The following is a 22,282-nucleotide window of genomic DNA, read 5'->3' on the forward strand; positions in this document are numbered from 1 at the left end:
GACTAGTATTAAATAGAGCGTTAAATGCTCTCCGTTGCCCTTGCATGGCTTCACGGGTAAATTGCCGTAAAATCACCCGCGCCATATTTGCTGTGATAGGCATATTCCCGTACCGATAACCATTGCGGTAAGTCAGTTTTTTAGCCATGTGGCACCCGCCACGGCTTTTTAGCTTTAACGACTTTAGCTACCGGTTTATCCCGCATCCGCTTATAGGGTTTGGCATAGGTCTTAGCCCAAGCCAATGCACTGGCAAATGTAGAGTTCGGCGTATCGGTGTAATGCTTACCGCCTTGAATAGCCGCCGATCTGGCGACTGTCTCGCTAAAACCGACACGTTGCAGTTCATCTCGTAATTGTTGCTCGACTTGTTCTCTGGAAAATCTGGCCATTGGTCATACCTCGTTATGCAATCAACTGCTGTGTCACCGGAATAAGTGCATGTATTGCCTCAGTTGCTTTAATTAATTTCTGTGACATATCAGAGCAGCCCAACAACACCGCACTCATCGCCAGCGAGAAATCGCGCAATGCTTGTGCCGCCAAATAATTCACTGAATTGGGGTTTTCCAATCTGGCACGCCGCTCTCCTGGCAATGCCTGAAGTATGGCTGGAGTAAGTTCGGCGATTTTTGCTCTGGCCTTGTCAGTGTCACTATCAACCCAGCGGAACAAGCGCTGTTTGTTGTTGTGGGTGGCGTGTTCATCCTCAATGGGCGTGAGTGGAAGCTCATCACCACCGAGATCGAAATAAGCCTGTGCTACTTCTGCCGCGACAATTTCTTGTTTGGTTTCTGCTGCCCAGCTCCGCAATTCTGCGCAGATGGCATCATGTTTTAATTTCACAGTGACCTCCTTATGAAAGCTGATTTTTAAAAATCAGCGTTTACTGTGCTGGTGCTATAGGCTTGTCATAGTCAATAGGGTCGTAATGCAATTCGCCATTAGAGGCTTTCTCTAATCGAACGGCCCTTTTCTCTGGGACTAAATCACCCCAAGCAGAAACCGATGGCGGCTTAACCCCCGCAGCTTTTGCCAGAGCACTCTTGGTGCCGAAATATTGAATGGCATCTTTTTTTAACACGTCGCCTCTCCTGTTGTTAGATTTAGTTAAAAAGTTATTTGTTCAGGAAATTTAAGTCAAGAGAATTTAGAATTACCTAACTATGAAAAATCCCGGTGAACGCATCAGAGAGCGGCGAAATGAGCTGCAACTAACCCAACGCAGCCTTGCAAAGGCGGTGAAAGTGTCCCATGTCACCATTTCACAATGGGAAAGCAACGACAGTTCACCTTCTGGCAAAAATCTATTTGCCCTGAGTACCGCATTACAGTGCTCACCAACGTGGATTTTATACGGGGATACAGATCAATCCCCCCCACCCGCAGTAAAGATCCCACCTGAACTTGATGAGAGAGAAGCTGAACTAATTCAATTGTTTGCGTCTCTTCCTGAATCAGAAAAAGAGCGGCACTTAACAGACCTTCGGCTTAAAGTTGATGAGTTAAACCGACTTTTTGAAGAGCTGTTACAAACCAGAAAAAAACTCGCCAAATAAATATTCATACTTTTCAAATTCTTACCGCTAATTTCGCCCTTATTGTTAAGTTTATTTAAATTTACGATTGAATTTATTGTTAGTTTAAATTAACTTTAGCCCATCAACGGCACAACAGCCGCTTAGGTAAGCAAGTTCTGACAATCTGAAAGCAGATAAAAAGGGATAGACAATGGGAAAGCTATTGGATGACCACAGTAAATATGTTGCACAAGCTAAAGCCAAGGGGGTGAATTTCATCACTCTTCGCTGCCCAATATGTAATAAAGAAATTGAAACACGCAGAGGAATAGATAACGCAGTTTGGGATTCACTAGCGACTTGCCCTCATTGCGAATCGATTTATCTAAAAATTACTGATGGTGGGAAAGCAACTGCCGAGATAATTTAACCCTTAATATTCAGGAAATTTATGGAGCAACTATTATTCGCTTTAGTTGTATCGGTATGCCCTGCTCATGAAATTTGTAGAGATATTGTCTATGAAGTTTATGACACCCAACAAGAATGTGAAAAAGTCATTTTCGAAAATAGGTTATTCAACGGCAACTGCTACCCAGTCGATGCCATTATTCATCAACAATAACGAGGTATGACCAATGAAATTTAAAGAAATTAAATTATCTATTAAACCACTTCATAATGACGTTGCTCAGTTATCCGCAGAAAATGAAGTAATCGGCTATGCCGTTAAAAATAAAGAGGCTAATTTACCGCTGGCTTCTATTGTTTTGCCTAGTGGTGAAACTTTAGGGGATTATCACTGTATGGGCTGTGCAATTAAAGCCGCCGCTCAGCATTATATTGGTATTGGCGAAGATGAAGTCATTGAGGCCAATTTCAGCTTCGGTAATAACAACGTCCGTGACTTATTATTAGCTGCTTTGTTATCAAGTGTTGTTGATGATTTAACCACTCAATCCAGACATTAATAATTGCAGCCAACACCAGTGAAACGGTCGTAAAACTCAGCTCATTAAAGTGGATATATCGACGCCGAAAACGTAACCGGCATTAAAACAGACGTAAAAAAGCCCACACAAGGTGGGCAATCTTACCGGCTTAACGTCCCGGTGACGGCAGAGTCAGCGACCAAACCGACTCTAGCGAGGTATGACCAATGGCTTCCACCACTGGACGCCGAAATTATAGCGAGATCTCTATGCAAAAGACAACACTTAGAATCCTGGCTGATTCTATCGTCATCGCTAATGCTGCTAAATCCCCCGCATTAGTCGAAGTTGGAGCGAGTCCAGACGCAATAATGGGCACTGTTTCAGATCTAATAGAATCCGGCATTGTAGATGTACGTGATTTAATTTCTCTGGCTTTAGAAAAAATTAAAAAATGTGACTCTACGTCGTTAGTTCATGTATTACCCACAGATGAATTAATAGCACTGACCGATTGTTATTATCAGATTAAAAATAATTAGCGAGGAATGACCAATGAGCTTATTTGTATGTGGGTTTCTACCCAAAAAATCAGCTATGGCAAATGGTGCTGCAGCCATGGCGATTACTGTTGATGCCAAAAATCAAAAAATGGCAACAATGAAATCCACCATGTTATTAGAAGGGGAATTCCCCGGATCAAGTAGTAATTTCTTTGCCCCTAAAGTTTGTGCTGATCGTGTGGGTTCCCCTCGCCCTCCGGTACATGATGATGCTGAAGATAATGCCATATTCAGCACTGAATGGATGGAACATAATCAATGGAATGATGAAACTAAAGAATTTGAACCTATCGTCGTTGATAATACTGATGAAATTGACAATGTTAAAAACATCTTCGATTTACCAATTAACGTAAGAATTGCATATGTTTTATTATATGGCGTAGAGCCTGAAATTGTTGATAGCCATCTATTATCTAATGCATACGATTTAATTAATGATGATGAATCAGAGTCGTTATATCGTGCAGTTATTGATGGCTTGCCACGCTTACCACAAGTTAAGCACATGTACATCACTACATTGGCACAACTCATTGATGATGTTCAGGCCCACACTCCGGTATTTAAATCATGGCCGGACGTTAACAAGTTTGCTGAAAAGTGGATCAACTCCCGTCCAGATGAGCGGGAACACCCTGGCCATCAAGCGAATGAACAAGCCAATTCATCGCCTACGCCAGCGGGTCATCGTGAACGCGATTATAAGCATGATTACGCCTCTCTCGATCTTGAAGTCGCCTGCGCCCTGTTCCCCAGTGATTATGATGTTTGGGAAGTGCCATCATCCATTTATCGTGGCGCTAAAGAAAAAGTAGAGAAAGGTGATGAGGCTTGGCGGCGCTGGTCAACAGCTTTACGGATTATCCCTGCCATTTTAGCGGTTTCCCGTGATGATCTGTTTGCAATGATCCGCAGTGCTGAATTGGATATTCATAAAGACCCAGCCAAGCTGAAAGTCTATATCAATCAGTGTTTACAGCTTGATGTAATCAAAGCCGATGATGTGAAAGTAGCAAACCTTGGCGATGGCAAATTTAGTGTTGATGGCTTGACCAGCGCAGCCAACGATTCACCGGCGAATACCAGCACAATCGAAAAACCAAAAACTGATACAAAAGTGCCAAAAGGTGCAACAGAACAGCCCAATCATGTATCAAACATTGCAAATAGCGCCATTAATGATGAAACGGCGACCATTAACGCCGAGACCCATACCAATAAGCAGATAGAACCTGAATCACCGCATCCTACCGCAGATGAGTTCCAACAGCGGGCATCACAGATCGATCAGGATATATCTAAGTTACCCAAAGAGTCTCAGGATAATTTAAGTATCTGGAAATCAGTACAGCGCACCGATCCCGCGCGTACCAAGCGCAAAGATACGACCAAAAATGGCAAAGTCATTCGCTCTGTGACCAGCATCAATCCTACCTATCAGACAATGAGAGCCACGGAAATCTTTGGCCCCTTTGGTAGCGGCTGGGGCGTGGATATTATCAGTGAGGAATTTATACCCGGCATCCCATTTATGGAGTCGATTCTGGATAGCAACAATCGAGAGATCGGGCGTAAACCCATGCGTGATGGGGATGGCACCATTCTACGGACCTCCAACCACACTATGCGGATTGAACTGTGGTACCAATACGCAGGAGGTCGGGGCCGCTTCCCTGCTTTTGGTCATACCAAACATATTTATCAGAGTACAAATGGTTTCATTTGTGACGATGAAGTCAGCAAAAAAAGCCTAACGGACGCCACGACCAAAGCATTAGCACAGCTTGGTTTCAGCGCTGATGTATTTATGGGGCTGTTTGATGATGCTGAATACACCGCCGACAATAATATTGAGTTTGGTATTAAAAATGCCAGCACTAAAGCTGATGATGTGGTTCGTCTGCGTAAAGAGTTAGACGACAAATTCAAAGCCAATACCGAGACGATGAAAACAGCAGTCACGGCGAATGAAGTGACAAAAATCAGCACCTCACTAACACGCACCATCGGGGTTCATCTCAAAAATGCCGAATCATCCCATGATGATGAGCACGTCAAATATCTGACCGGACGCCTAACCCGTTTGAATCAAATCAAAGATGAGTGCTTGGCAAAATTTGTCACTGAGGGAGAAAAAGCATGAGCACAAGCGCCATATCATTAGCCACTGATTACCGCAAATTGCAGGAAATGGCCGATAGCGGTGATGAACTCACCCCCGAAATGGTCGCTGACACTCTCTCTGGCATTGAGGGCATGCTGGAAGATAAGTTCGATGCCTTGATGGCACTGGTACGTAACACGCTGGGTCAGGCAGAAATATGTGCCAACGAAGCCAAACGGATGAGTGCACGCAAGAAAAGTTTTGATAATCAGGCTGAAATCTACCGTAAATATATATTGGAATGCATGATTCAGGCCGGTAAAGACTCGATCAAAACGGCGTCCAATACCTTCACTGCCCGAAAAGGGACAAAAAAACTCGTCATCACCGATGTGAATTTGTTGCCTGATGAATATGTCGACTCCGTTTCTCAGGTGCAAATTATCACCACCCCAAAAGCCGATGAAATCAAAGCTGCCTTAAATGAGGGCCTATTGATTGCCGGTGCCAAGTTTGAAACTGGCGAACGTTCGTTAGCCGTCCGCTAACTGATTTTTAAAAATCAAAACTGAACCGGTCAGCACGTTACTATGCTGGCCGGTCATATCGAGGTATGACCAATGGCTAAATTAATGACATTAACCGAATGGTGTGATGAAACGTATACGACTGACAAGCCGACGATTCAAACACTCCAACGCTGGGCCAGAAACGGTAACTTTTACCCTGCAGCAGAAAAACACGGCAGACAATATCGCGTGCGGCCCGGTGCCATTTATATACAGCCCAAAAGCTACAGAATGGCGAAAGCGCTGAACATTTCACATTCTACGATACCGCCAATATTGGAGAAGATGGGTTATGGCAAAAAGGCCGGGAAAGTATGACGCTAATTTGCCCAAAAACCTCACCTTTAGGCGTGTTCAACTAACTTTCTATTGGCGCAACCCGCTAACTGGAAAGGAGTTATCTCTCGGCAAAATTGCCCGGCGAGACGCCATATCCCAAGCCATTGAAGCCAATAATTTCATTGAACAAAACTACACTCCTGTCGCACTACTAGAAAAGCTCAAAGGCACGCAGGAGTTCACACTGGCAGCATGGCTAAAACGATATGACGTCATCTATAAGCGCCGGGAATTGGCCGAAAACACCTATAAAGTTCGCAAGGGACAAATAGCCATGATCAGCGAAAAAATGGGCAACAGGGTGTTAGCTAAAATCAGCACGCGCCATATTGCCGAGTTTTTAGAGTTTTGGGTGGCACAGGACAAAAAAACTATGGCCGCTACTATGCGGTCAGTGTTGTCTGATATTTTCCGAGAAGCGATTGTCGAGGGCCATATAGATAATAATCCAGTGACACCGACACGCTCAGCTAAACCGGTGGTGAAACGTGAGCGCCTGGAACTGGATCAGTATCTCGCTATTCGTGAGGTCGCTGTCACATTACCGGCGTGGTTTGGGCTATCAATGGATCTGGCGCTAGTCACTGGCCAACGACGTGAGGATTTATCTCTGATGCGCTTTGACCAGATTGTTGATGGCAGATTACAGATAGACCAAGGCAAAACCGGAGCCATGATCTCCCTGCCCTTAGATCTTGAACTTAAAGCCGTTGGCCTACGCCTTAGCACCGTGATTGAACAATGTAGATTAGCCAGTAAAACAGATTTCATGATAAGTGCTGGCATCAGAAAAAATAGCCCTGATGGATCACTACATCCAGACAGCCTGACAAAGAAATTCGTAACGGCGAGAAAAGGAACAGATTTTCGTTTTGATGAGAGCCCACCAACTTTTCACGAGATCAGAAGTCTCGCTGGGCGATTGTATGAAAAGGAAAAAGGTAAAGAATTTGCGATGAAACTGCTGGGGCATAAATCGGAGAAGATGACGAACAAGTATCTGGATACGAGGGGTAAAGAATACGTAATGCTATAAAAGACCGAATATCAGATTTCGATAAAATTTCGATAAATTTCGATAAACAACAAAATTCACCTTTTAAAATCAACAACTTAAAAAGAGACCGAATACGATTCCTATATTCGGTCTAGGGAAATGGCTCTTGGGAGAGAGCCGTGCGCTAAAAGTTGGCATTAACGTAGGCTTATTCAGCCGTACTTCTTAAGCGTAGTCGAGTACATGTGTTTAGCCAACTTGACAGTAGAAGTAATTAATTGCGGTTGTAAATTAATTTTGGTGATAAAAGCGCAACCTCAAGGCAACAAAAGTAATTATTTGTTAATTATAGGTTAATGCCCGTAGGCACCAAGAGAGCCAAGCTTACTGCTGACATAATGTCATGGCGCGCTGCTGGAAGGGTTCTAAACTCATCTTGAGACCCGGGTTTGCATTGTCATCCAGTAGCAAAACATCTAGCGGTTTGGCCAATACATGCCCGGACTTCATCTGTTCGGTCGCTATCTCGTTTAGGGGATATTGCGCTAACGTACTCGGGTTAATCACAAACAAAGCATTACCGGTACGGCATTCTAGCATCACCTCTTCCCGGTTAAATGCCCACTGCTTACCAAACTCAAACTTACTGACAGTGATGATCTTCCCGGCAGCCATAGCATTAGCTGATAGCATCAGTAACGTTAACGTCAGCACAAAACCCTTCATCTTAATTATCCTCAATTAATTCATTGTGTTGATTTTCTCGCATACGCAGGCGTTGATGCAAGCTTGATGACAATATCTGTTGTTTATAGTCTCACGCTATACCGGTGCCATGGTCGCAAACACACTGACCAATAATAGCACCGCCGCGCCGAGGAAAATTTCAACACCGCTATTCACTACCAGCCAATAGTGAGCTTTAGTGGGAAGCTGTTTGAGCATAGGTACAATTCGATAGCGGTTAATTAGCGCGATGGCGATCATAAGCACCACCAATACCACTTTGCCAAGCAATAGCACCTGATAGCTTGATGTCAGAGCCAGTGTCGTATCACGCAGCATAATCAAGCTGTTAATGACGCCTGTCAGCAATACCAATGCAACAGCTAGATGGCCCCAACTTGAGAATCGAATCAAGGTGGTGATGGCTTCATGTTTGACATTATTATTTCGCGTATAGGCAAGGCAGATGACTAATGGCGGTAGACAACCGAACCAATAACCCGCACTGAGTAGATGTATGATTTGATTAGCTTGGTGAATCCATCCTAGTGCACCATCGTGCATTGCCGCATGTCCAGTGAAAGCCAGACTTGCCAGTAACAGCGTTGAGCAAACGACCATCAGTCGGTAGCCGCTACGGGTAGAACCCAGCAAGACGACCCACAGACTTAAGATAGAGAGGCCAAGGTGCCATTGCCACACTTGACCAAAGCGTGTGCCAAAAACTGCCCACCAAACGGTCAGCCGATAGGTATCAGCCCAGCCATCCCCCATCATGCCAGCTTGAATGGCCAACAACCCAACAGCAGAGATAAGTGCGAGAGTAGTACTGAAGATCAGTAGAGGCGATAAGCGTTTTTTGAGTGTCGAGGAGAACGGATTAGGGGCTAATACAGCGGTGAATATACTGATGCCAAACATCAGCATCACCGCCAGAAAATGCAGAAAGCGACATAGAATGAATAAGGCCGCTAAAGACATACTATTTCACAGTGAAGCTGTATGTGCCTTTGGTTTTATGACCATCAACAGACACGACATGCCACGAAACATTATATTTACCCGCTGTTAGCGCGTGATCAATCGGTAAGATCAATTGTGTGTTATTCACCGGGTCCAATTTTAGCTCACCGGTTTTTACCACACTGTTATCTGGGCCAGTCACCTTCACGCCACTGAAATTCAATTCAATACCCTCAGAGAAGCCCAATGTCAGTGCTTCTGGTGCGGAGCCAATAGTGGTGTCAGCAGCCGGAGACTCGATTTTCAGGTGTGCGTGAGCGAGGGCTTGCTGACTGGATAGCCCAACAAATAACACGATAAGCGCCGAAAGCATACGGCAAGAAGAACGTACTTTTCGAATAAACATAGTATCCCTTTATCTATGGGGAGAAGAATCAGTCTGCTACCAACCATATCCTATATTGGCAGCGCGAACCCCTATCACATCCAGTCAATTGCACTACCTGTGAGGTAGGACACAAAATAAAACGCCAATTTATGAAGGGTGGTTGAAATATCACCAATGATTGAACGGTAACTCAACTCACTCTCTTGTCATTAATGCAAATGATAACGATTTAGCTATGGCAAGTCGAGAAACCAAAAGTAAACAATATGTAATTAGCACAAAAACAAGAAGATAAAGGGGAGCATATCGATAAGCACTGCGGGGATGACAACGAAGAGCCGCAGCCTCTGGTTCCCTTGTGGGCTATCAGAAACTGCGGTGAATATTCCATCAGGAGAAGTCAGGTTAAAAATTAAGCCTGAGTATGGCTTTGAGTGGCCATTGTTTTCAGATCTTTATCAACGAAGAACAATGAATTACCGCTATTACCCACCAGCGCCAGTTTATCCAGAATGGATTTGAACAGTTTTTCTTCTTCATGCTGTTCAGCAACATACCATTGCAAGAAATTGAATGTGGAGTAGTCATGGGTAGTCATTGCGACATGGGCAAGCTCATTAATTTGAGTCGTGATCAACTGCTCATGCTCGTAAGTCAATTTGAATACATCAGCCAATGATGCGAAATCGATTGGTGGCGCACCGATCGTGCCCAAGACTGGCATTGAGCCAGTTCCGCTGAGGTATTCAAATAAGCGCTGCATGTGCTGCATCTCTTCTTGAGAGTGCTCTTTTAAAAATGCTGCCGCACCTTCAAAACCTTTATCGCTGCACCAAGCACTCATTTGTAGATATAGGTTTGCAGAGTAAAATTCCAGATTCAGCTGCTCATTGAGCTTTTGTGCCATTTCTGTTTTTAACATATTAATTCCCTTATTTTTATAATGCAGGTAAGCAACGATTAGCTTTTTGTATTATGCCAAGATAAAAACAAAATAAGAACACTCTATTCACATTAATATTAGTTTAAAACAATAAATAATTTAACTTATTGTTTTAAAGGGAGTAATTTAAAAAAGAACTGGAGGTGAATTATTATAAGAATCATTCACATTACCACGGAAATACTAAAAAGAATGATTCTTATTTAAGAGCGTGACCTGCAAATAATAAATTCTTATCTAATAAATTAATATTATTGCCATGTAACTCACCCTAAACACCCATCATTTTGAAGCATTAGATGCTTGCCAATATCCGCTGCCTGCATTACCTTTTGCGCCATAGTCGCCACGAGCAAGAAGGAGAAGACAATGGGATATAATCTGACCGAGCTGTCTGATGAAGAAACGGCCAAAATGAATGTAGATTTGGCGGCGTCAGGGGTTGCATTTAAAGAGCGCTACAACATGCCCGTCATTCCTGAAATGGTCGCACGAGAGCAACCCGAAGAGCTACGTGAGTACTTTTCACAGCGGGTCGCTTATTACCGTATCGAGTCGAATAAATTCTCGCGTTTGCCGTATGAACCGAAGATGAAATAATCAGTAAGAGACTCCCGCAGCGCTGAATCTGCGGGAGTGCGTCGAGTCAATGGTTAGCGTTTGCGGGCAAACTTATCTGTTGCCAGAATCAGCTGATGCAAGATCCCAGGCTCATCAAAGGAGTGTCCTGCACCTTCGACAATATGCAGCTCCGCTTCTGGCCAGGCTTGTGCCAAATCCCACGCATTCTGTGGCTGGCAAGCCATATCATAACGACCATGAATAATAACAGCAGGAATATGACGAATACGCGTCACGTTATCCAGCAGTTGGTTATCATTGTCTAAAAAGCCTAAATGGGTGAAGTAGTGATTTTCAATGCGGGCAAAGGCCAAAGCAAAATCATCTTCACCGAAGGAAGCTGAGCTTTTGGTCGGCAATAAGGTGACAGTTTCCCCTTCCCAGAGGCTCCAGATTTTTGCCGCTTCCAACTGTACCGCCTTATCAGGTGATGTCAGTCGTTTGCGGTAAGCCGCAGTCACATCACCCTGCTCTTCTGGCGATAGAATGGACAATATGCGTTGCCATTTATCAGGGAAGAAACGTGAAGCCCCCTCCTGATAGTACCAATGCAACTCTTTTTTCCGCAGTGTGAAAATGCCACGTAAAACCATCTCACTGACCCGCTCAGGATGCGTTTCACCATAAGCTAGCGCGAGTGTTGAGCCCCACGAACCACCAAATAGCAGCCATTTATCCACACCAGCCATTTTACGTAGTCGTTCGATATCATCGACCAAGTGCCAAGTTGTGTTGTTCTCCAGGCTGGCATGGGGCGTTGAGCGCCCACACCCACGTTGATCAAACAGCAAAACTTTATATTTCGTCGGGTTAAAAAGTTGTCGATGGTAAGGTGCAATTCCCCCACCTGGACCGCCATGGATAAAGACCGCCGGTTTGCCGTCGGGGTTACCACAGAGCTCCCAGTAAATCTGATGCCCATCGCCGGTGTCTAATAAACCACTGTCGTAGGGTTCATACGCTGGATAAAGCCCACGTAACTGTTCCATTATTTTTCCATGTTTGTTATTAGACATTAAAGTTATCAAAGCCTATACCGCACGCAGGGTCAACGATAAAACATCACATTTACGCCAATCAGCCTATTAATTCTATCAACTGGCGATAATTGCATCATATCTCAATGAATTATGCGGTGTTAGAACAGAAACTGGCGCGCATTAAGGGGAAACGAGATAGATTAAGATTTAATAATATCCTTGTTAAACAATACATTAATTACAGTGATGGTTTATCCACTTGCAACTCGCTCCCATAAGGTGGTTAATAGGTGGGCGTACCAACCTAACCGAAGGTAAAGAGAGGCAAGCCATGAGTAAGGGAATGGACAGCAAAAAGAACGCGAAGAAAAAGCCACTAAAAACGCCAGCTGAGAAAAAGGCTGACAAACGCGCTAAGAAGTCATCGTCTTCCAGCGCAGAATAACGGGCTTTTCGTCTCGTTAGTCAACCCGCCCCGAAAGGCGGGTTTTTTATTGCTAATCATCATGGATAAACATGGGAGGACAGGTATGTATTTTCGTGTTATCGATACTGAAACCTGCGGTTTGGAAGGCGGTATTGTCGAGGTCGCCTCTATTGATTTGGTTGATGGGCTGTTGAGTAACCCCATGAGTGACTTGGTCAGTCCAGATCGACCAATCAGTATTGATGCCATGGCAATTCACCACATCACGGAAGAGATGGTGGAGGGCAAACCTCGAATTGCCGTCGCCATTCGGAAATATCAGGGCAGCCCTTATTATGTGGCACATAACGCCCCTTTTGACCGCGGTGTTCTACCTGAGATGGGCGGTCAATGGATTTGTACATTTAAACTGGCGCGGATGCTCTATCCTGACATTAAATACAGTAATCAATATCTGCGTTACGCCTTGCGCCTGAATGTTTCGCCACCCGAAAACTTGTACCCACACCGTGCCTTATATGACTGTTACGTCACAGCTGCGCTATTGCAGCGCATTATGCTGGATTCAGGTTGGAGCGCCGAGCAGATGGCCGAACTGACGCAGCAACCGCTGTTGTTACAGACATTTAAATTCGGTAAGTATCGGGGGAAAAGCATTGAACAGATAGCCCGGCAAGATCCAGACTATCTGCGGTGGATGTTAACCTCGTTCACTGATCTGACGCCAGATATGCGCCATACCCTGACGCATTACCTGACGTAATATTCATAACAATATCAAACCAGAGCCAGAATGAATGCGTATTCCAAAGCGATATCTTCGTAAGCTTTGAAACGCCCTGATTTGCCGCCATGACCGGAATCCATATCGGTGTGCAGCAGCAATAGGTGCTCATCCGTCTTCATTTCACGTAGTTTGGCGACCCATTTTGCCGGTTCCCAATATTGAACCTGAGAGTCATGCAAACCGGTGGTGACCAACATGTGGGGGTAAGCTTGGGCTTTAACCTGATCGTATGGGCTGTATTGCTTGATGTAGTCGTAATACGCCTTATCGTTTGGGTTGCCCCATTCATCATATTCGCCGGTGGTCAGTGGGATTGATTCATCCAGCATCGTGGTGACCACATCAACAAATGGTACCTGCGCCACTACGCCTTTATACAATTCAGGCGCTTGATTGATCACCGCCCCCATCAGCAAACCACCTGCACTGCCGCCCATGGCAAACACACGATTGGCATCACCATAACCTTCAGCAACCAGCGTTTTAGTGACATCAATAAAATCGTTAAATGTATTCAACTTATTGAGTAACTTGCCATCTTCATACCATTGTTGGCCCAACTCACCACCACCACGAATATGCGCCAGTGCGAAGACAAAACCCCGATCCAGCAAGCTTAAACGGCTGCCACTGAATGCAGGGTCCATGCTGCTGCCGTATGAGCCGTAGCCATAAACCAGTAGTGGGTTAGCGCCCGAAACAAAGTGGTCACGGTGATAAACCAGCGAGACAGGGATTTTGACGCCATCGGTTGCTGTGACCCAAATTCGCTCGCTGCGGTACTTTTCTGGCGTGAAATTCTTCACTTCCTGCTGTTTCAGCAACTGACGCGCACCGGTGTCCATATTAAGCTCAAACATGGAGCTTGGTGTGGTCATGGATGAATAGCCGTAGCGTAACAGTTCAGTTTCTGGTTCAGGGTTATACGCCAGCCAGGTCACATAGGTAGGATCATCAAAAGTAATAGATTTTTCTTCACCCGTGACCCAGTGAATTTGTCGTAGATGCGTTAACCCTTCACTGCGCTCTTCCACTACCAGCCAGTCGCGGAATAAGCTGAATCCTTCTAGCATGACATCCATTCTTGGCGCAATTAATGGCTGCCATTGGGATTCATCAGCAAAATCACTCTGCGTTTTTCCTGCTTCGGCAATTTTGTATAGCCCAAAATTTTTGCCGTCTTTGCTTGAACGCACATCTTTATTTGAGCGGATGTAGAAATGCTGCTTATAGTGATCTAAGCCATATTCATGGTCTTTACGGCGCGGAGCAAACATCTGCGGCACTGGCTCAGATTGATCGGCATCCAGCAGTAAAATTTCAGAGGTTGTAGTGCTGCTCAGGTGAATAACGATATAGCGCTCAGAGGTGGTTTTCTCCAAGCCAACATAGAACGTGTCGTCAGTTTCCTGATAAATCAGTTGATCCAATTGAGGATCAGTCCCGACTACATGACGATATACCTGATAGGGCAATAAGGTTTTTTCATGTTTTCGCACGTAATAGAGCGTTTTTGAGTCATTGGCCCACTCAAAGCTTCCGGATGTATTACCGATCACTTCCTCGTGCCAGACATCAGTTTGTAAATGCTTTACCCGGATATCATATTGGCGACGCGATAAGAAATCCTCTGCAACCGCCAGTCGTTGATTATCCGGACTGACATCCAAACCGCCTAAAGTATAAAACTCGCTATCCGCAGCACGCTGGTTACCATCCAGTAGTGTTTCCCAAGTGCTATCAGCCCAAACCGGTTGGCGCACATAGATCGCGTACTCATTGCCCGGTTCAAAGCGCGTTTGATAACGGTAGCCGTTACGGATATAGGGAACAGATTCTTCTTGCGGTGGAATGCGCGAAACCATCTCTTGATACAGTGTTTCACGCAAGGGTTGTTGCGGTTTCAATACCGCTTCGGTGAAAGCATTTTCAGCTTGCAAATAGTCCAGAACATCAGCATCTGTGCGCTCATCATCGCGCAGCCAATAATAGTCATCTACACGGGTATCGCCATGCATCGTTATTGGATAAGGGCGTTTATCTGCCTTTGGAGGTGTGGTCATTAGTTGAGTTATCCATCGGTGTTCGTTAACACGAGAGTGACACGATTACCTGTTGATGCCAAGCAGCAGCATTTGCTAGTAATTTAGTTAGCAGGATCTAATTCAATGATAAACAAGATGATAAACAGGTGTGGGATAAGTTAGCGCCCACACCTGTTTGGTCGTGATTAGGTCAACTTTGGTATTGCAGCTTCAAGGACAGACTACACCCAAAGTCATTGGAGTTGCAGGTAGGCAGCAAGCGCACGAATCCCGATGAGCTTACATCGGTAAGTGATTCGGGTCAGTAAGCGTAGCTAACGACCTTGCAGCTTCAAGGACAGGAAATACCCAAAGTCATTGGAGTTGCAGGTAGGCAGCAAGCGCACGAATCCCGATGAGCTTACATCGGTAAGTGATTCGGGTCAGTAAGCGTAGCTAACAACCCTGCAGCTTCAAGAACAGACTACACCCAACGTCATTGGAGTTGCAGGTAGGCAGCAAGCGCACGAATCCCGATGAGCTTACATCGGTAAGTGATTCGGGTGAGTAAGCGTAGCTAACAACCCTGCAGCTTCAAGGACGCAGGGTATAGGTTATGCTGCCCACCTTACAGTCCAACACCACTTGATAGGTCTTATCGCCCTTATTACCACGGGCAACCAATGGCACCTGCCAAACATCATCCTTGCCGGTGATATCGACTGCACTGATCCAAACCACTGGGCTATCAGTACCCAATAGTTTTTTATCTGCCTCCCAGCGCGTAATTCGATTTTGCAGAAAATCTCGTTTGACCTGAGTGGCGACTTGAGATTGATTTAAACCGATACAAGTAGGCACTTTCGCTACTCGTGGTTCTTGGGCCTGTACACTACCTGTGATAGCTGCCGATACGGCAACCAATATCAAGGCGAGTCCTGTCTTTCTCATCGTTCCTCCACATATTATTATGACTATCCTATGGCAGGAACGATGATTGAGATGTAGATTACAGAGTTGACAACGTTGTAAAATCAGCGCGTTAGCGTTGCATGATTAACACCGCGTAAACTCAATCACGTAAAACTGTTCCAGGCCCGGATAGATCGCCTTAATCACCTTTTTCAGTTCATCCAATGACATATTTTCTTGCTCAGCATGGCGTTCAGTCAGGGCATCCAGTGTGACCGGCGTGACCGACTTAACCTTTATGTTGCAGAAGAAGACGCCATCTTCATTGCGGCATACGCGCAGGATTTCCTCTGGGCGAAAATCGGACTCACTGCTATCCCGGATAGTGATCGTTTTGCGATCCGCCAGAATATCCGCCTCAAAACGGCGAAAGAAGGTGATTTCACGATTCATTTTAGATCCCTTTTTCACTTTCTGCCGAAAGTTGGCAGATTAAGCGGCTTGATTTTCTTCAGGTTTAGTTTTTTTCTCGGGCGCACTTTTTTCAGATTTGGCTTTTGGTTGCCCATCGACAGGGGCCGCCGGGCTGGCACCACGAAGAATTTGCCCTAATGCGTCTTTATTTTCTGCAAGGAAGAAACTCAGCACCTCGCGCTGCTCTTCTTCGAGCGATAGAGGCGCTTGTGACAACCATTCAGACAAATTGTCAGCCAAATCCAGCATCTTATCGTAGGCATCGGCTTCTTTTTTGGTTGTGAAAGTCATTTTTTCCTCACCCTGTCTTACCACGACGAATTTTATTTCAACGGCCATGAATAAATGTCCTTTTTGCTTACAGATAACTGTACATAAACACAGTATAGTGCGCTTTGTCGGGGGGATGCAACCGCCATCACCCCCACTGTGATTATTTTAATAAACGGGCTTTGCAGTTTTTACCTTTGATCTTGCCTTGTTGCAGCTGCTGTAAGGCGCGTTTGGCGCTGGCCTTGCGGATAGCAACATAAGCATGAACCGGGAACATGTCGATTTTACCCACATCCGCCGCGGTCAAACCGGCATCACCGGTTAATGCACCCAAAATATCACCTGGACGAATTTTGGCTTTGCGCCCACCGTCGATGCATAACGTCACCATTTCGGGCTCCAGCATGGTGTTAGCACTGCGGCTCACCTGATCTGCGGGCGTCCATTTCAGCTTAATTTGCAGATAATCTTCAATCGCGTGGGCACGGGTCATCTCTTGTGGCGTACACAAGCTAACAGCAAGGCCACTCATCCCTGCCCGCCCGGTGCGGCCGATGCGGTGCACGTGAACTTCGGGATCAAACGCCAGCTCAAAGTTAACCACCAGCTCCAGATCTTTAATATCCAGACCACGAGCGGCAACATCCGTTGCTACCAGCACACGGCAGCTGCGATTAGCAAAGCGGACCAATACCTGATCACGGTCACGCTGCTCTAAATCACCGTGCAACGCCAGCACACTGATGCCACGAGACTCCAAGGCTTCATAGACGCTTTGGCAATCTTTTTTGGTGTTACAAAACACCACAGCAGACGCAGGTTGATAGTGGCTAAGTACCGAGATCAGCAACGGTAAACGTTTTTCACGGGTGGTTTCAAAGAATACCTGCTCAATGGCGGGCGCTTCATCGCCATCATCCACTTCAACATTTAATGGTTCGCGCTGAACTCGTGCACTGATTTGTTCAATACCCGCCGGATAAGTGGCGGAGAACAGTAACGTTTGGCGCTGTGGCGGGGTGTAGGCAATCACATCGTCAATGGCATCGGTGAAACCCATATCCAGCATGCGGTCAGCTTCATCCAACACCAGAATTTTAAGATCATCAAGCACCAGCGTTTTTTTGCGCAGATGCTCCTGAATACGCCCCGGCGTACCCACCACGATGTGTGGCGCGTGCACCAGTGAATCCAGTTGATGGCCCATGGGCTGGCCACCACACAGGGTCAGAATTTTGATGTTCTGGGTGAAACGAGCCAGGCGGCGCAACTCTTTACTGACCTGATCGGCCAATTCGCGGGTCGGACACAGCACTAATGCTTGCGTCACAAACTCGCCCACCGCAATTTTGTCTAGCAAACCAATGCCGAACGCGGCTGTTTTGCCACTGCCGGTTTTGGCTTTCGCCCGCACATCCTGACCATTGAGGATTGCCGGCAACGCTGCGGCCTGTACCGGTGTCATTTCGGTATAGCCAAGTTCATTAAGATTGGACAACTGCTCAGCAGGCAGCGTCAGGGAAGAAAAGGAGGTTGTGCTCACGGCAATAACTCTTATAACTGGATGGAATGGCAGCGATGGCCTGAAGGCAAGCGCAATATTTTGGCGCGATAATAGCAGAAATGGGGCGATGGCCGGAACAATACTGCAAAAACAGGTACAAATTAGCGCTGACGTGACCCCGCAGCCACCGCGCTCATCGCATCAAGATTCATTCGTAGGATGTTATTGCCCCCCAAATTCACTGGGTGGATGCCCCAATTCGCCCTCACCTGCCGGATACGCAATCGTTTTCGTTTCTGTTTTACTTTATACTGACGCCCATAAAATTTGTCGCACGTCGAATGAATGTGTCATTTTCCCACTGATGTAGGTATCTAACTATGCTAACGATTGGAACCGCTCTGCGCCCCGGCGCTACCCGTGTGATGCTGCTAGGCTCTGGCGAACTGGGCAAAGAAATGGCGATTGAGTGCCAGAGATTGGGACTGGAAGTGATTGCTGTCGATCGCTATGCAGATGCACCAGCGATGCAGGTCGCCCATCGCAGCCATGTGATTAACATGCTGGATGGCGCGGCGCTGAAGCAGTTAGTCGAGCAGGAAAAACCTCACTATATCGTGCCGGAAATTGAAGCTATCGCCACCGATATGCTGGTTGAATTAGAGAAAATGGGCCAACGAGTGGTGCCCTGTGCCGAAGCGACTCGCCTGACGATGAACCGCGAAGGTATTCGCCGTCTGGCAGCAGAAACGCTGCAATTACCGACCTCCAGCTACCGTTTCGCTGATACTGAAAGCGCATTTCGTCAGGCAGTGAGTGACATTGGCTATCCGTGCATTGTGAAGCCAGTGATGAGTTCTTCCGGTAAAGGGCAGAGCCTGATCCGCAATGAAGAGCAGCTTAAGGCGGCGTGGGATTACGCGCAACTTGGTGGCCGCGCGGGCGGTGGGCGGGTGATTATCGAGGGGCTGGTGCACTTTGATTTTGAAATTACACTGCTGACCATCAGCGCCGTTGATGGCATCCATTTCTGCGCGCCTATTGGTCACCGTCAGGAAGATGGCGATTACCGTGAGTCCTGGCAGCCACAGGTGATGAGCGAGGTGGCGTTGACGCGGGCAAAAGAGATCGCCTCTCAGGTCGTGACGGCGCTGGGCGGCCACGGGCTATTTGGCGTGGAGCTGTTTGTTTGTGGTGATGAAGTTATTTTCAGCGAAGTCTCGCCGCGCCCACATGATACCGGTATGGTGACCCTGATTTCGCAAAATATGTCTGAGTTCGCGTTACATGTGCGCGCATTTCTTGGGCTGCCGATTGGCGCTATTCGCCAATATGGTGCAGCGGCATCCGCTGTTATTTTACCTGAATTAACCAGCCAAAATATCAGTTATCACGGGTTGGAAACGGCGTTGGTGGGTGATACGCAAATTCGCTTGTTTGGCAAACCGGAAATTGCCGGTAAGCGGCGTTTAGGTGTGGCATTGGCGGTGGCTGATGATATTGATACTGCCATTGAAGTGGCGAAGCGAGCGGCAGGTGCTGTCGTGGTGAGTGGGACGTAATCCGCCAGCCCATGTAAAACCCGCCATCAACGGCGGGTTTTGCGGTTTTCATCGGCAGCTTGGGAATTACCCCTCATACTGATCTTCGATTTCATCCGCATCTTGCTCATTATCACGGCGATAATCTGACTCATTATGGTCGTCAAAGTCACTGTCTTCAAAGATAGCCATGGACTGTGGATCGTCCTTGTGCCGCTCGCGAATCTCTGCGGCCACCGTTGCAATCGCCTCGCCACTGCTCATTCCTTCCGACATGAATTTGTGAATACGATCGACAGCTTCTTGCTGTTCCTCATGGGAAAGTGAAGGCATACCCGCTAGCATTGATTTATCTCCTACATATAATTGATTAAGTATACCTGTTTATTCTGGCCTGCGGTGAATTCACTGCCCGATGCCGAACAGCCGCCAACCACCACGCAATTTATGCTAATCTTCTTCACGTTCACCAAAACAATCGTCCACAAACACCCTCTCCACCCGAAAGAAAAGAATAGCGACTCATGAGTGTAAAACCCCTGACCTTTACAGCATTACCCTATCAGCCTGACGCTCTGCTCCAGCAATTTACCCCGCTGTCCCATCAAGCTTGGGCCATGTTGTTGCACTCCGGATTCGCCGAGCACGCCCATAATCGTTTTGATATTTTGGTGGCCGACCCTATGGTCACGCTCACGACGCGGGGAGAACAGACTGAAATTGCCAGTGCTCAGGGGCTGATAGTCTCATCCGCAGATCCATTCACGTTATTACAGCAAGAGTTGGATAAATTCTCGCCGCCAATGTTACCACATCCCGATCTGCCATTTTTGGGCGGCGCATTGGGATTATTTGGTTATGATCTGGGCCGCCGAATTGAGCAGGTGCCGGTGCTGGCCGAGCAAGATATCGCCTTGCCCGATATGGCTGTCGGTTTGTATGACTGGGCGCTGATTGCCGATCACCAGTTGCAGCAACTGACTCTGATTTGCCATGGCGATGCCGGGCAGCGCCTACAGTGGTTGGCACAGCAGAAGGTGAGTGACACTGTCACGCCATTCGCACTCACCCGTCCATGGCAAGCCAATATGTCACGCGAGCAATATGGCGAAAAGTTCCGCCAAATTCAGGCTTATCTGCACAGCGGTGACTGTTATCAAATCAATCTGGCGCAAAGATTCGGCGCTGAATATCAAGGTGATGAATGGCAAGCCTTTCTCGCGTTGAGCCGCAGTAATCGCGCGCCGTTTTCCGCCTTTATACGCTTGCCCGACAACGCAATACTGAGTGTGTCGCCGGAGCGTTTTATTTGGCTGGAAAACCATCAAATTCAGACTCGCCCCATCAAGGGCACACTGCCACGGCTGGATGACCCTGAACAGGATCGTTTGCAAGCGGTGCGGCTGGCGAACTCGAGCAAAGATCGCGCAGAAAACCTGATGATTGTTGATCTGCTGCGCAACGATATCGGCCGTGTGGCCCAACCGGGCAGCGTGCAGGTACCCGAGTTATTCGTTGTTGAACCCTTTCCGGCGGTGCACCATTTGGTTAGCACTATTACCGCCACGTTGCCCGCTGAATGCCCCGCGACGGCACTGCTTCGTGCCTGTTTCCCCGGCGGATCAATAACTGGCGCACCTAAAATCCGGGCGATGGAAATTATCGAGCAGTTGGAACCACAGCGGCGCAATGCTTACTGCGGCAACATTGGCTATATTAGTTGCTGCGGTACAATGGACACCAACATCACTATCCGCACCCTATTGACTGAAAACGGTAAAATTTACTGTTCTGCGGGAGGTGGCATTGTGGCTGATAGTCAGGAGCAGGCCGAATATCAGGAAACATTTGATAAAATCGCCCGTATTTTGCCGCAACTTGAAAATGTATAACTGATGAGTGAGCCATTTGTGAGTGACTTGTTTGTGAATAGAACGTTTGTGAATAATTCGTTGATCGGGCAAACACTGCCTGAATTTATCAGTCGTTTCCAATTACAGTTGCCGCAGCCGGGTTGTTTTTCTGCTAATAGCCGTCATGCGGCGGTATTAATCCCGATCATTTGTCGCCCTGAGCCGACATTGCTGTTAACCCGGCGCTCGAATCATTTACGTAAGCATGCCGGCCAAGTCGCCTTCCCCGGCGGCAAAGCCGATCCAGAAGATAGCTCATTGATTGAAACCGCGCTGCGTGAAGCCGAAGAGGAGGTCGCGATCCCGGCCTCAGCGGTACATGTCTTAGGGCAACTGGCACCACTAGATAGCTCCAGTGGTTATCAGGTCACGCCGATTGTCGGTTTAGTTCCCGACAATATTGCTTTTCATGGCAATGAAGATGAGGTCGCAGGGCTATTTGAGATGCCGTTACACGAGGCGCTGAGTCTTTCACGCTACTATTCGCTGGATATTCATCGTGGGGGAGTCAATCACCGGGTCTATCTTTCTTGGTATGAGCGCCAGTTTGTTTGGGGGCTAACGGCGGCCATTATCCGTCGGTTGGCACAGCAGGTGAGTATTTGAGCTAAGCCCATCCTCTAAGCATGGATACTGGGTGATCCGCTTCACAGCATTCTCCTCATAAAACCTGAATTTCAGCATAAAGCGATCCCTATCACCCCATCACATCGATTTTTACTCTATTTTCTCTACACAATCATTTTAAAAAAACTGTAAACTGCGCCGTCAGCGTTATG

28 protein-coding genes are annotated in these 22,282 nt (G+C 46.8%); 14 read left to right on the forward strand and 14 right to left on the reverse strand.

What is annotated here, in order from left to right; genetic code table 11:
• Window positions 1-140 precede the first annotated feature (140 nt).
• The 3 genes from ACZ76_RS00125 to ACZ76_RS00135 are packed head-to-tail and all read right to left on the reverse strand — an operon-like array spanning window position 141 to window position 1,084.
• Window positions 141-392: a hypothetical protein gene (locus ACZ76_RS00125; protein WP_048615676.1), complete on the reverse strand. Its 252-nt coding sequence runs from the start codon at window positions 390-392 to the stop codon at window positions 141-143.
• Window positions 393-405: 13 nt separating this feature from the next.
• Window positions 406-846: a toxin YdaT family protein gene (locus ACZ76_RS00130; RefSeq protein ID WP_025378514.1), complete on the reverse strand. Its 441-nt coding sequence runs from the start codon at window positions 844-846 to the stop codon at window positions 406-408.
• Between the two features lie 40 nt (window positions 847-886).
• Window positions 887-1,084 carry a Cro/CI family transcriptional regulator gene (locus ACZ76_RS00135; protein WP_042546153.1) on the reverse strand — a complete coding sequence of 66 codons (198 nt, stop codon included), beginning with the start codon at window positions 1,082-1,084 and terminating at the stop codon, window positions 887-889.
• 82 nt (window positions 1,085-1,166) lie between these two features.
• Between ACZ76_RS00135 and ACZ76_RS00140 the strand changes: the two genes are divergently transcribed.
• From ACZ76_RS00140 to ACZ76_RS00175, 9 genes are all read left to right on the forward strand, one after another.
• On the forward strand, window positions 1,167-1,559 hold the full coding sequence (locus tag ACZ76_RS00140) for a helix-turn-helix domain-containing protein (protein ID WP_048615678.1): 393 nt from the start codon (window positions 1,167-1,169) through the stop codon (window positions 1,557-1,559).
• Window positions 1,560-1,731: 172 nt separating this feature from the next.
• The gene (locus ACZ76_RS00145; RefSeq protein ID WP_025378516.1) at window positions 1,732-1,950 is read left to right on the forward strand and encodes a hypothetical protein; all 219 of its coding nucleotides are present in this window, start codon (window positions 1,732-1,734) and stop codon (window positions 1,948-1,950) included.
• Window positions 1,951-1,971: 21 nt separating this feature from the next.
• Window positions 1,972-2,145 (forward strand): DUF1482 family protein, encoded by a 174-nt coding sequence (locus ACZ76_RS18910; RefSeq protein ID WP_100273932.1) that lies wholly within the window; start codon window positions 1,972-1,974, stop codon window positions 2,143-2,145.
• A gap of 13 nt (window positions 2,146-2,158) precedes the next feature.
• Window positions 2,159-2,491 carry a hypothetical protein gene (locus ACZ76_RS00150; RefSeq protein ID WP_048615680.1) on the forward strand — a complete coding sequence of 111 codons (333 nt, stop codon included), beginning with the start codon at window positions 2,159-2,161 and terminating at the stop codon, window positions 2,489-2,491.
• A 188-nt stretch (window positions 2,492-2,679) separates the two neighbouring features.
• Entirely contained in the window at window positions 2,680-2,994 is a 315-nt protein-coding gene (locus tag ACZ76_RS00155) for a hypothetical protein (protein WP_048615682.1), read from the forward strand.
• 13 nt (window positions 2,995-3,007) lie between these two features.
• Complete coding sequence (locus ACZ76_RS00160) at window positions 3,008-5,161, forward strand: exonuclease family protein (protein ID WP_048615684.1); 2,154 nt, start codon at window positions 3,008-3,010, stop codon at window positions 5,159-5,161.
• Window positions 5,158-5,670: a siphovirus Gp157 family protein gene (locus tag ACZ76_RS00165; RefSeq protein WP_025378520.1), complete on the forward strand. Its 513-nt coding sequence runs from the start codon at window positions 5,158-5,160 to the stop codon at window positions 5,668-5,670. Before ACZ76_RS00160 ends, ACZ76_RS00165 begins: the two co-directional genes overlap by 4 nt.
• A 72-nt stretch (window positions 5,671-5,742) precedes the next feature.
• Window positions 5,743-6,009 (forward strand): excisionase, encoded by a 267-nt coding sequence (locus ACZ76_RS00170; protein WP_025378521.1) that lies wholly within the window; start codon window positions 5,743-5,745, stop codon window positions 6,007-6,009.
• A complete protein-coding gene (locus ACZ76_RS00175; RefSeq protein WP_048615686.1) occupies window positions 5,984-7,066 on the forward strand; it encodes a tyrosine-type recombinase/integrase in 1,083 nt (360 codons plus the stop codon). The genes ACZ76_RS00170 and ACZ76_RS00175 overlap by 26 nt, the downstream gene beginning before the upstream one ends.
• A 345-nt stretch (window positions 7,067-7,411) precedes the next feature.
• Here the strand turns inward: ACZ76_RS00175 and ACZ76_RS00180 are convergent, their stop codons facing one another.
• The 4 genes from ACZ76_RS00180 to ftnA form a co-directional block, all read right to left on the reverse strand.
• The gene (locus ACZ76_RS00180; RefSeq protein ID WP_048615688.1) at window positions 7,412-7,753 is read right to left on the reverse strand and encodes a YebY family protein; all 342 of its coding nucleotides are present in this window, start codon (window positions 7,751-7,753) and stop codon (window positions 7,412-7,414) included.
• A 96-nt stretch (window positions 7,754-7,849) separates the two neighbouring features.
• The gene (gene copD, locus ACZ76_RS00185) at window positions 7,850-8,734 is read right to left on the reverse strand and encodes a copper homeostasis membrane protein CopD (RefSeq protein ID WP_048615690.1); all 885 of its coding nucleotides are present in this window, start codon (window positions 8,732-8,734) and stop codon (window positions 7,850-7,852) included.
• A 1-nt stretch (window position 8,735) separates the two neighbouring features.
• A complete protein-coding gene (gene yobA / locus ACZ76_RS00190) occupies window positions 8,736-9,122 on the reverse strand; it encodes a CopC domain-containing protein YobA (protein ID WP_032814982.1) in 387 nt (128 codons plus the stop codon).
• Between the two features lie 394 nt (window positions 9,123-9,516).
• Window positions 9,517-10,026, reverse strand: a complete 510-nt coding sequence (ftnA, locus tag ACZ76_RS00195; protein ID WP_048615694.1) for a non-heme ferritin — start codon at window positions 10,024-10,026, stop codon at window positions 9,517-9,519.
• 390 nt (window positions 10,027-10,416) lie between these two features.
• On the opposite strand from ftnA, the gene ACZ76_RS00200 reads away from it, so the two are divergent.
• Window positions 10,417-10,647, forward strand: a complete 231-nt coding sequence (locus ACZ76_RS00200) for a DNA polymerase III subunit theta (protein WP_048615696.1) — start codon at window positions 10,417-10,419, stop codon at window positions 10,645-10,647.
• Between the two features lie 53 nt (window positions 10,648-10,700).
• On the opposite strand, the gene pip is transcribed toward ACZ76_RS00200, so the two are convergent.
• Window positions 10,701-11,657 carry a prolyl aminopeptidase gene (gene pip / locus ACZ76_RS00205; RefSeq protein ID WP_048615698.1) on the reverse strand — a complete coding sequence of 319 codons (957 nt, stop codon included), beginning with the start codon at window positions 11,655-11,657 and terminating at the stop codon, window positions 10,701-10,703.
• Between the two features lie 521 nt (window positions 11,658-12,178).
• On the opposite strand from pip, the gene exoX reads away from it, so the two are divergent.
• The gene (gene exoX / locus ACZ76_RS00210) at window positions 12,179-12,838 is read left to right on the forward strand and encodes an exodeoxyribonuclease X (RefSeq protein ID WP_048615699.1); all 660 of its coding nucleotides are present in this window, start codon (window positions 12,179-12,181) and stop codon (window positions 12,836-12,838) included.
• A gap of 14 nt (window positions 12,839-12,852) precedes the next feature.
• On the opposite strand, the gene ACZ76_RS00215 is transcribed toward exoX, so the two are convergent.
• The 5 genes from ACZ76_RS00215 to dbpA form a co-directional block, all read right to left on the reverse strand.
• Window positions 12,853-14,925: a S9 family peptidase gene (locus ACZ76_RS00215; RefSeq protein WP_048615701.1), complete on the reverse strand. Its 2,073-nt coding sequence runs from the start codon at window positions 14,923-14,925 to the stop codon at window positions 12,853-12,855.
• Window positions 14,926-15,480: 555 nt separating this feature from the next.
• On the reverse strand, window positions 15,481-15,837 hold the full coding sequence (yebF, locus tag ACZ76_RS00220; protein WP_048615703.1) for a protein YebF: 357 nt from the start codon (window positions 15,835-15,837) through the stop codon (window positions 15,481-15,483).
• A gap of 105 nt (window positions 15,838-15,942) precedes the next feature.
• Window positions 15,943-16,251 (reverse strand): N(4)-acetylcytidine aminohydrolase, encoded by a 309-nt coding sequence (yqfB, locus tag ACZ76_RS00225; RefSeq protein ID WP_048615704.1) that lies wholly within the window; start codon window positions 16,249-16,251, stop codon window positions 15,943-15,945.
• Window positions 16,252-16,290: 39 nt separating this feature from the next.
• The gene (locus ACZ76_RS00230; protein ID WP_048615712.1) at window positions 16,291-16,611 is read right to left on the reverse strand and encodes a YebG family protein; all 321 of its coding nucleotides are present in this window, start codon (window positions 16,609-16,611) and stop codon (window positions 16,291-16,293) included.
• A gap of 94 nt (window positions 16,612-16,705) precedes the next feature.
• Window positions 16,706-18,088 (reverse strand): ATP-dependent RNA helicase DbpA, encoded by a 1,383-nt coding sequence (gene dbpA / locus ACZ76_RS00235; protein ID WP_048615713.1) that lies wholly within the window; start codon window positions 18,086-18,088, stop codon window positions 16,706-16,708.
• Between the two features lie 341 nt (window positions 18,089-18,429).
• Between dbpA and purT the strand changes: the two genes are divergently transcribed.
• Window positions 18,430-19,611 carry a formate-dependent phosphoribosylglycinamide formyltransferase gene (gene purT / locus ACZ76_RS00240; protein ID WP_048615714.1) on the forward strand — a complete coding sequence of 394 codons (1,182 nt, stop codon included), beginning with the start codon at window positions 18,430-18,432 and terminating at the stop codon, window positions 19,609-19,611.
• A gap of 66 nt (window positions 19,612-19,677) precedes the next feature.
• On the opposite strand, the gene ACZ76_RS00245 is transcribed toward purT, so the two are convergent.
• Window positions 19,678-19,935, reverse strand: coding sequence for a YoaH family protein (locus tag ACZ76_RS00245; RefSeq protein WP_048615715.1), 258 nt, complete (start codon window positions 19,933-19,935; stop codon window positions 19,678-19,680).
• Window positions 19,936-20,114: 179 nt separating this feature from the next.
• Between ACZ76_RS00245 and pabB the strand changes: the two genes are divergently transcribed.
• A complete protein-coding gene (gene pabB / locus ACZ76_RS00250; RefSeq protein ID WP_048615716.1) occupies window positions 20,115-21,482 on the forward strand; it encodes an aminodeoxychorismate synthase component 1 in 1,368 nt (455 codons plus the stop codon).
• Window positions 21,483-21,485: 3 nt separating this feature from the next.
• On the forward strand, window positions 21,486-22,109 hold the full coding sequence (locus tag ACZ76_RS00255) for a CoA pyrophosphatase (protein ID WP_048615717.1): 624 nt from the start codon (window positions 21,486-21,488) through the stop codon (window positions 22,107-22,109).
• Window positions 22,110-22,282: the final 173 nt, after the last annotated feature.

This window comes from Yersinia aleksiciae (assembly GCF_001047675.1).
In the GTDB taxonomy this organism is placed as follows: Bacteria; Pseudomonadota; Gammaproteobacteria; order Enterobacterales; family Enterobacteriaceae; genus Yersinia; species Yersinia aleksiciae.

Coding starts and splice junctions, on each gene's coding strand:
- ACZ76_RS00200 (WP_048615696.1), top strand. CDS start 10,417: ATGGGATATAATCTGACCGAGCTGTCTGATGAAGAAACGGCCAAAATG.
- ACZ76_RS00245 (WP_048615715.1), bottom strand. CDS start 19,935: ATGCTAGCGGGTATGCCTTCACTTTCCCATGAGGAACAGCAAGAAGCT.
- ACZ76_RS18910 (WP_100273932.1), top strand. CDS start 1,972: ATGGAGCAACTATTATTCGCTTTAGTTGTATCGGTATGCCCTGCTCAT.
- ACZ76_RS00180 (WP_048615688.1), bottom strand. CDS start 7,753: ATGAAGGGTTTTGTGCTGACGTTAACGTTACTGATGCTATCAGCTAAT.
- exoX (WP_048615699.1), top strand. CDS start 12,179: ATGTATTTTCGTGTTATCGATACTGAAACCTGCGGTTTGGAAGGCGGT.
- ACZ76_RS00140 (WP_048615678.1), top strand. CDS start 1,167: ATGAAAAATCCCGGTGAACGCATCAGAGAGCGGCGAAATGAGCTGCAA.
- pabB (WP_048615716.1), top strand. CDS start 20,115: ATGAGTGTAAAACCCCTGACCTTTACAGCATTACCCTATCAGCCTGAC.
- ACZ76_RS00255 (WP_048615717.1), top strand. CDS start 21,486: ATGAGTGAGCCATTTGTGAGTGACTTGTTTGTGAATAGAACGTTTGTG.
- yobA (WP_032814982.1), bottom strand. CDS start 9,122: ATGTTTATTCGAAAAGTACGTTCTTCTTGCCGTATGCTTTCGGCGCTT.
- yebF (WP_048615703.1), bottom strand. CDS start 15,837: ATGAGAAAGACAGGACTCGCCTTGATATTGGTTGCCGTATCGGCAGCT.
- ACZ76_RS00155 (WP_048615682.1), top strand. CDS start 2,680: ATGGCTTCCACCACTGGACGCCGAAATTATAGCGAGATCTCTATGCAA.
- ACZ76_RS00160 (WP_048615684.1), top strand. CDS start 3,008: ATGAGCTTATTTGTATGTGGGTTTCTACCCAAAAAATCAGCTATGGCA.
- ACZ76_RS00150 (WP_048615680.1), top strand. CDS start 2,159: ATGAAATTTAAAGAAATTAAATTATCTATTAAACCACTTCATAATGAC.
- ACZ76_RS00145 (WP_025378516.1), top strand. CDS start 1,732: ATGGGAAAGCTATTGGATGACCACAGTAAATATGTTGCACAAGCTAAA.
- ACZ76_RS00215 (WP_048615701.1), bottom strand. CDS start 14,925: ATGACCACACCTCCAAAGGCAGATAAACGCCCTTATCCAATAACGATG.
- ACZ76_RS00125 (WP_048615676.1), bottom strand. CDS start 392: ATGGCCAGATTTTCCAGAGAACAAGTCGAGCAACAATTACGAGATGAA.
- ACZ76_RS00170 (WP_025378521.1), top strand. CDS start 5,743: ATGGCTAAATTAATGACATTAACCGAATGGTGTGATGAAACGTATACG.
- ACZ76_RS00165 (WP_025378520.1), top strand. CDS start 5,158: ATGAGCACAAGCGCCATATCATTAGCCACTGATTACCGCAAATTGCAG.
- yqfB (WP_048615704.1), bottom strand. CDS start 16,251: ATGAATCGTGAAATCACCTTCTTTCGCCGTTTTGAGGCGGATATTCTG.
- ACZ76_RS00230 (WP_048615712.1), bottom strand. CDS start 16,611: ATGGCCGTTGAAATAAAATTCGTCGTGGTAAGACAGGGTGAGGAAAAA.
- copD (WP_048615690.1), bottom strand. CDS start 8,734: ATGTCTTTAGCGGCCTTATTCATTCTATGTCGCTTTCTGCATTTTCTG.
- ftnA (WP_048615694.1), bottom strand. CDS start 10,026: ATGTTAAAAACAGAAATGGCACAAAAGCTCAATGAGCAGCTGAATCTG.
- purT (WP_048615714.1), top strand. CDS start 18,430: ATGCTAACGATTGGAACCGCTCTGCGCCCCGGCGCTACCCGTGTGATG.
- ACZ76_RS00175 (WP_048615686.1), top strand. CDS start 5,984: ATGGCAAAAAGGCCGGGAAAGTATGACGCTAATTTGCCCAAAAACCTC.
- pip (WP_048615698.1), bottom strand. CDS start 11,657: ATGGAACAGTTACGTGGGCTTTATCCAGCGTATGAACCCTACGACAGT.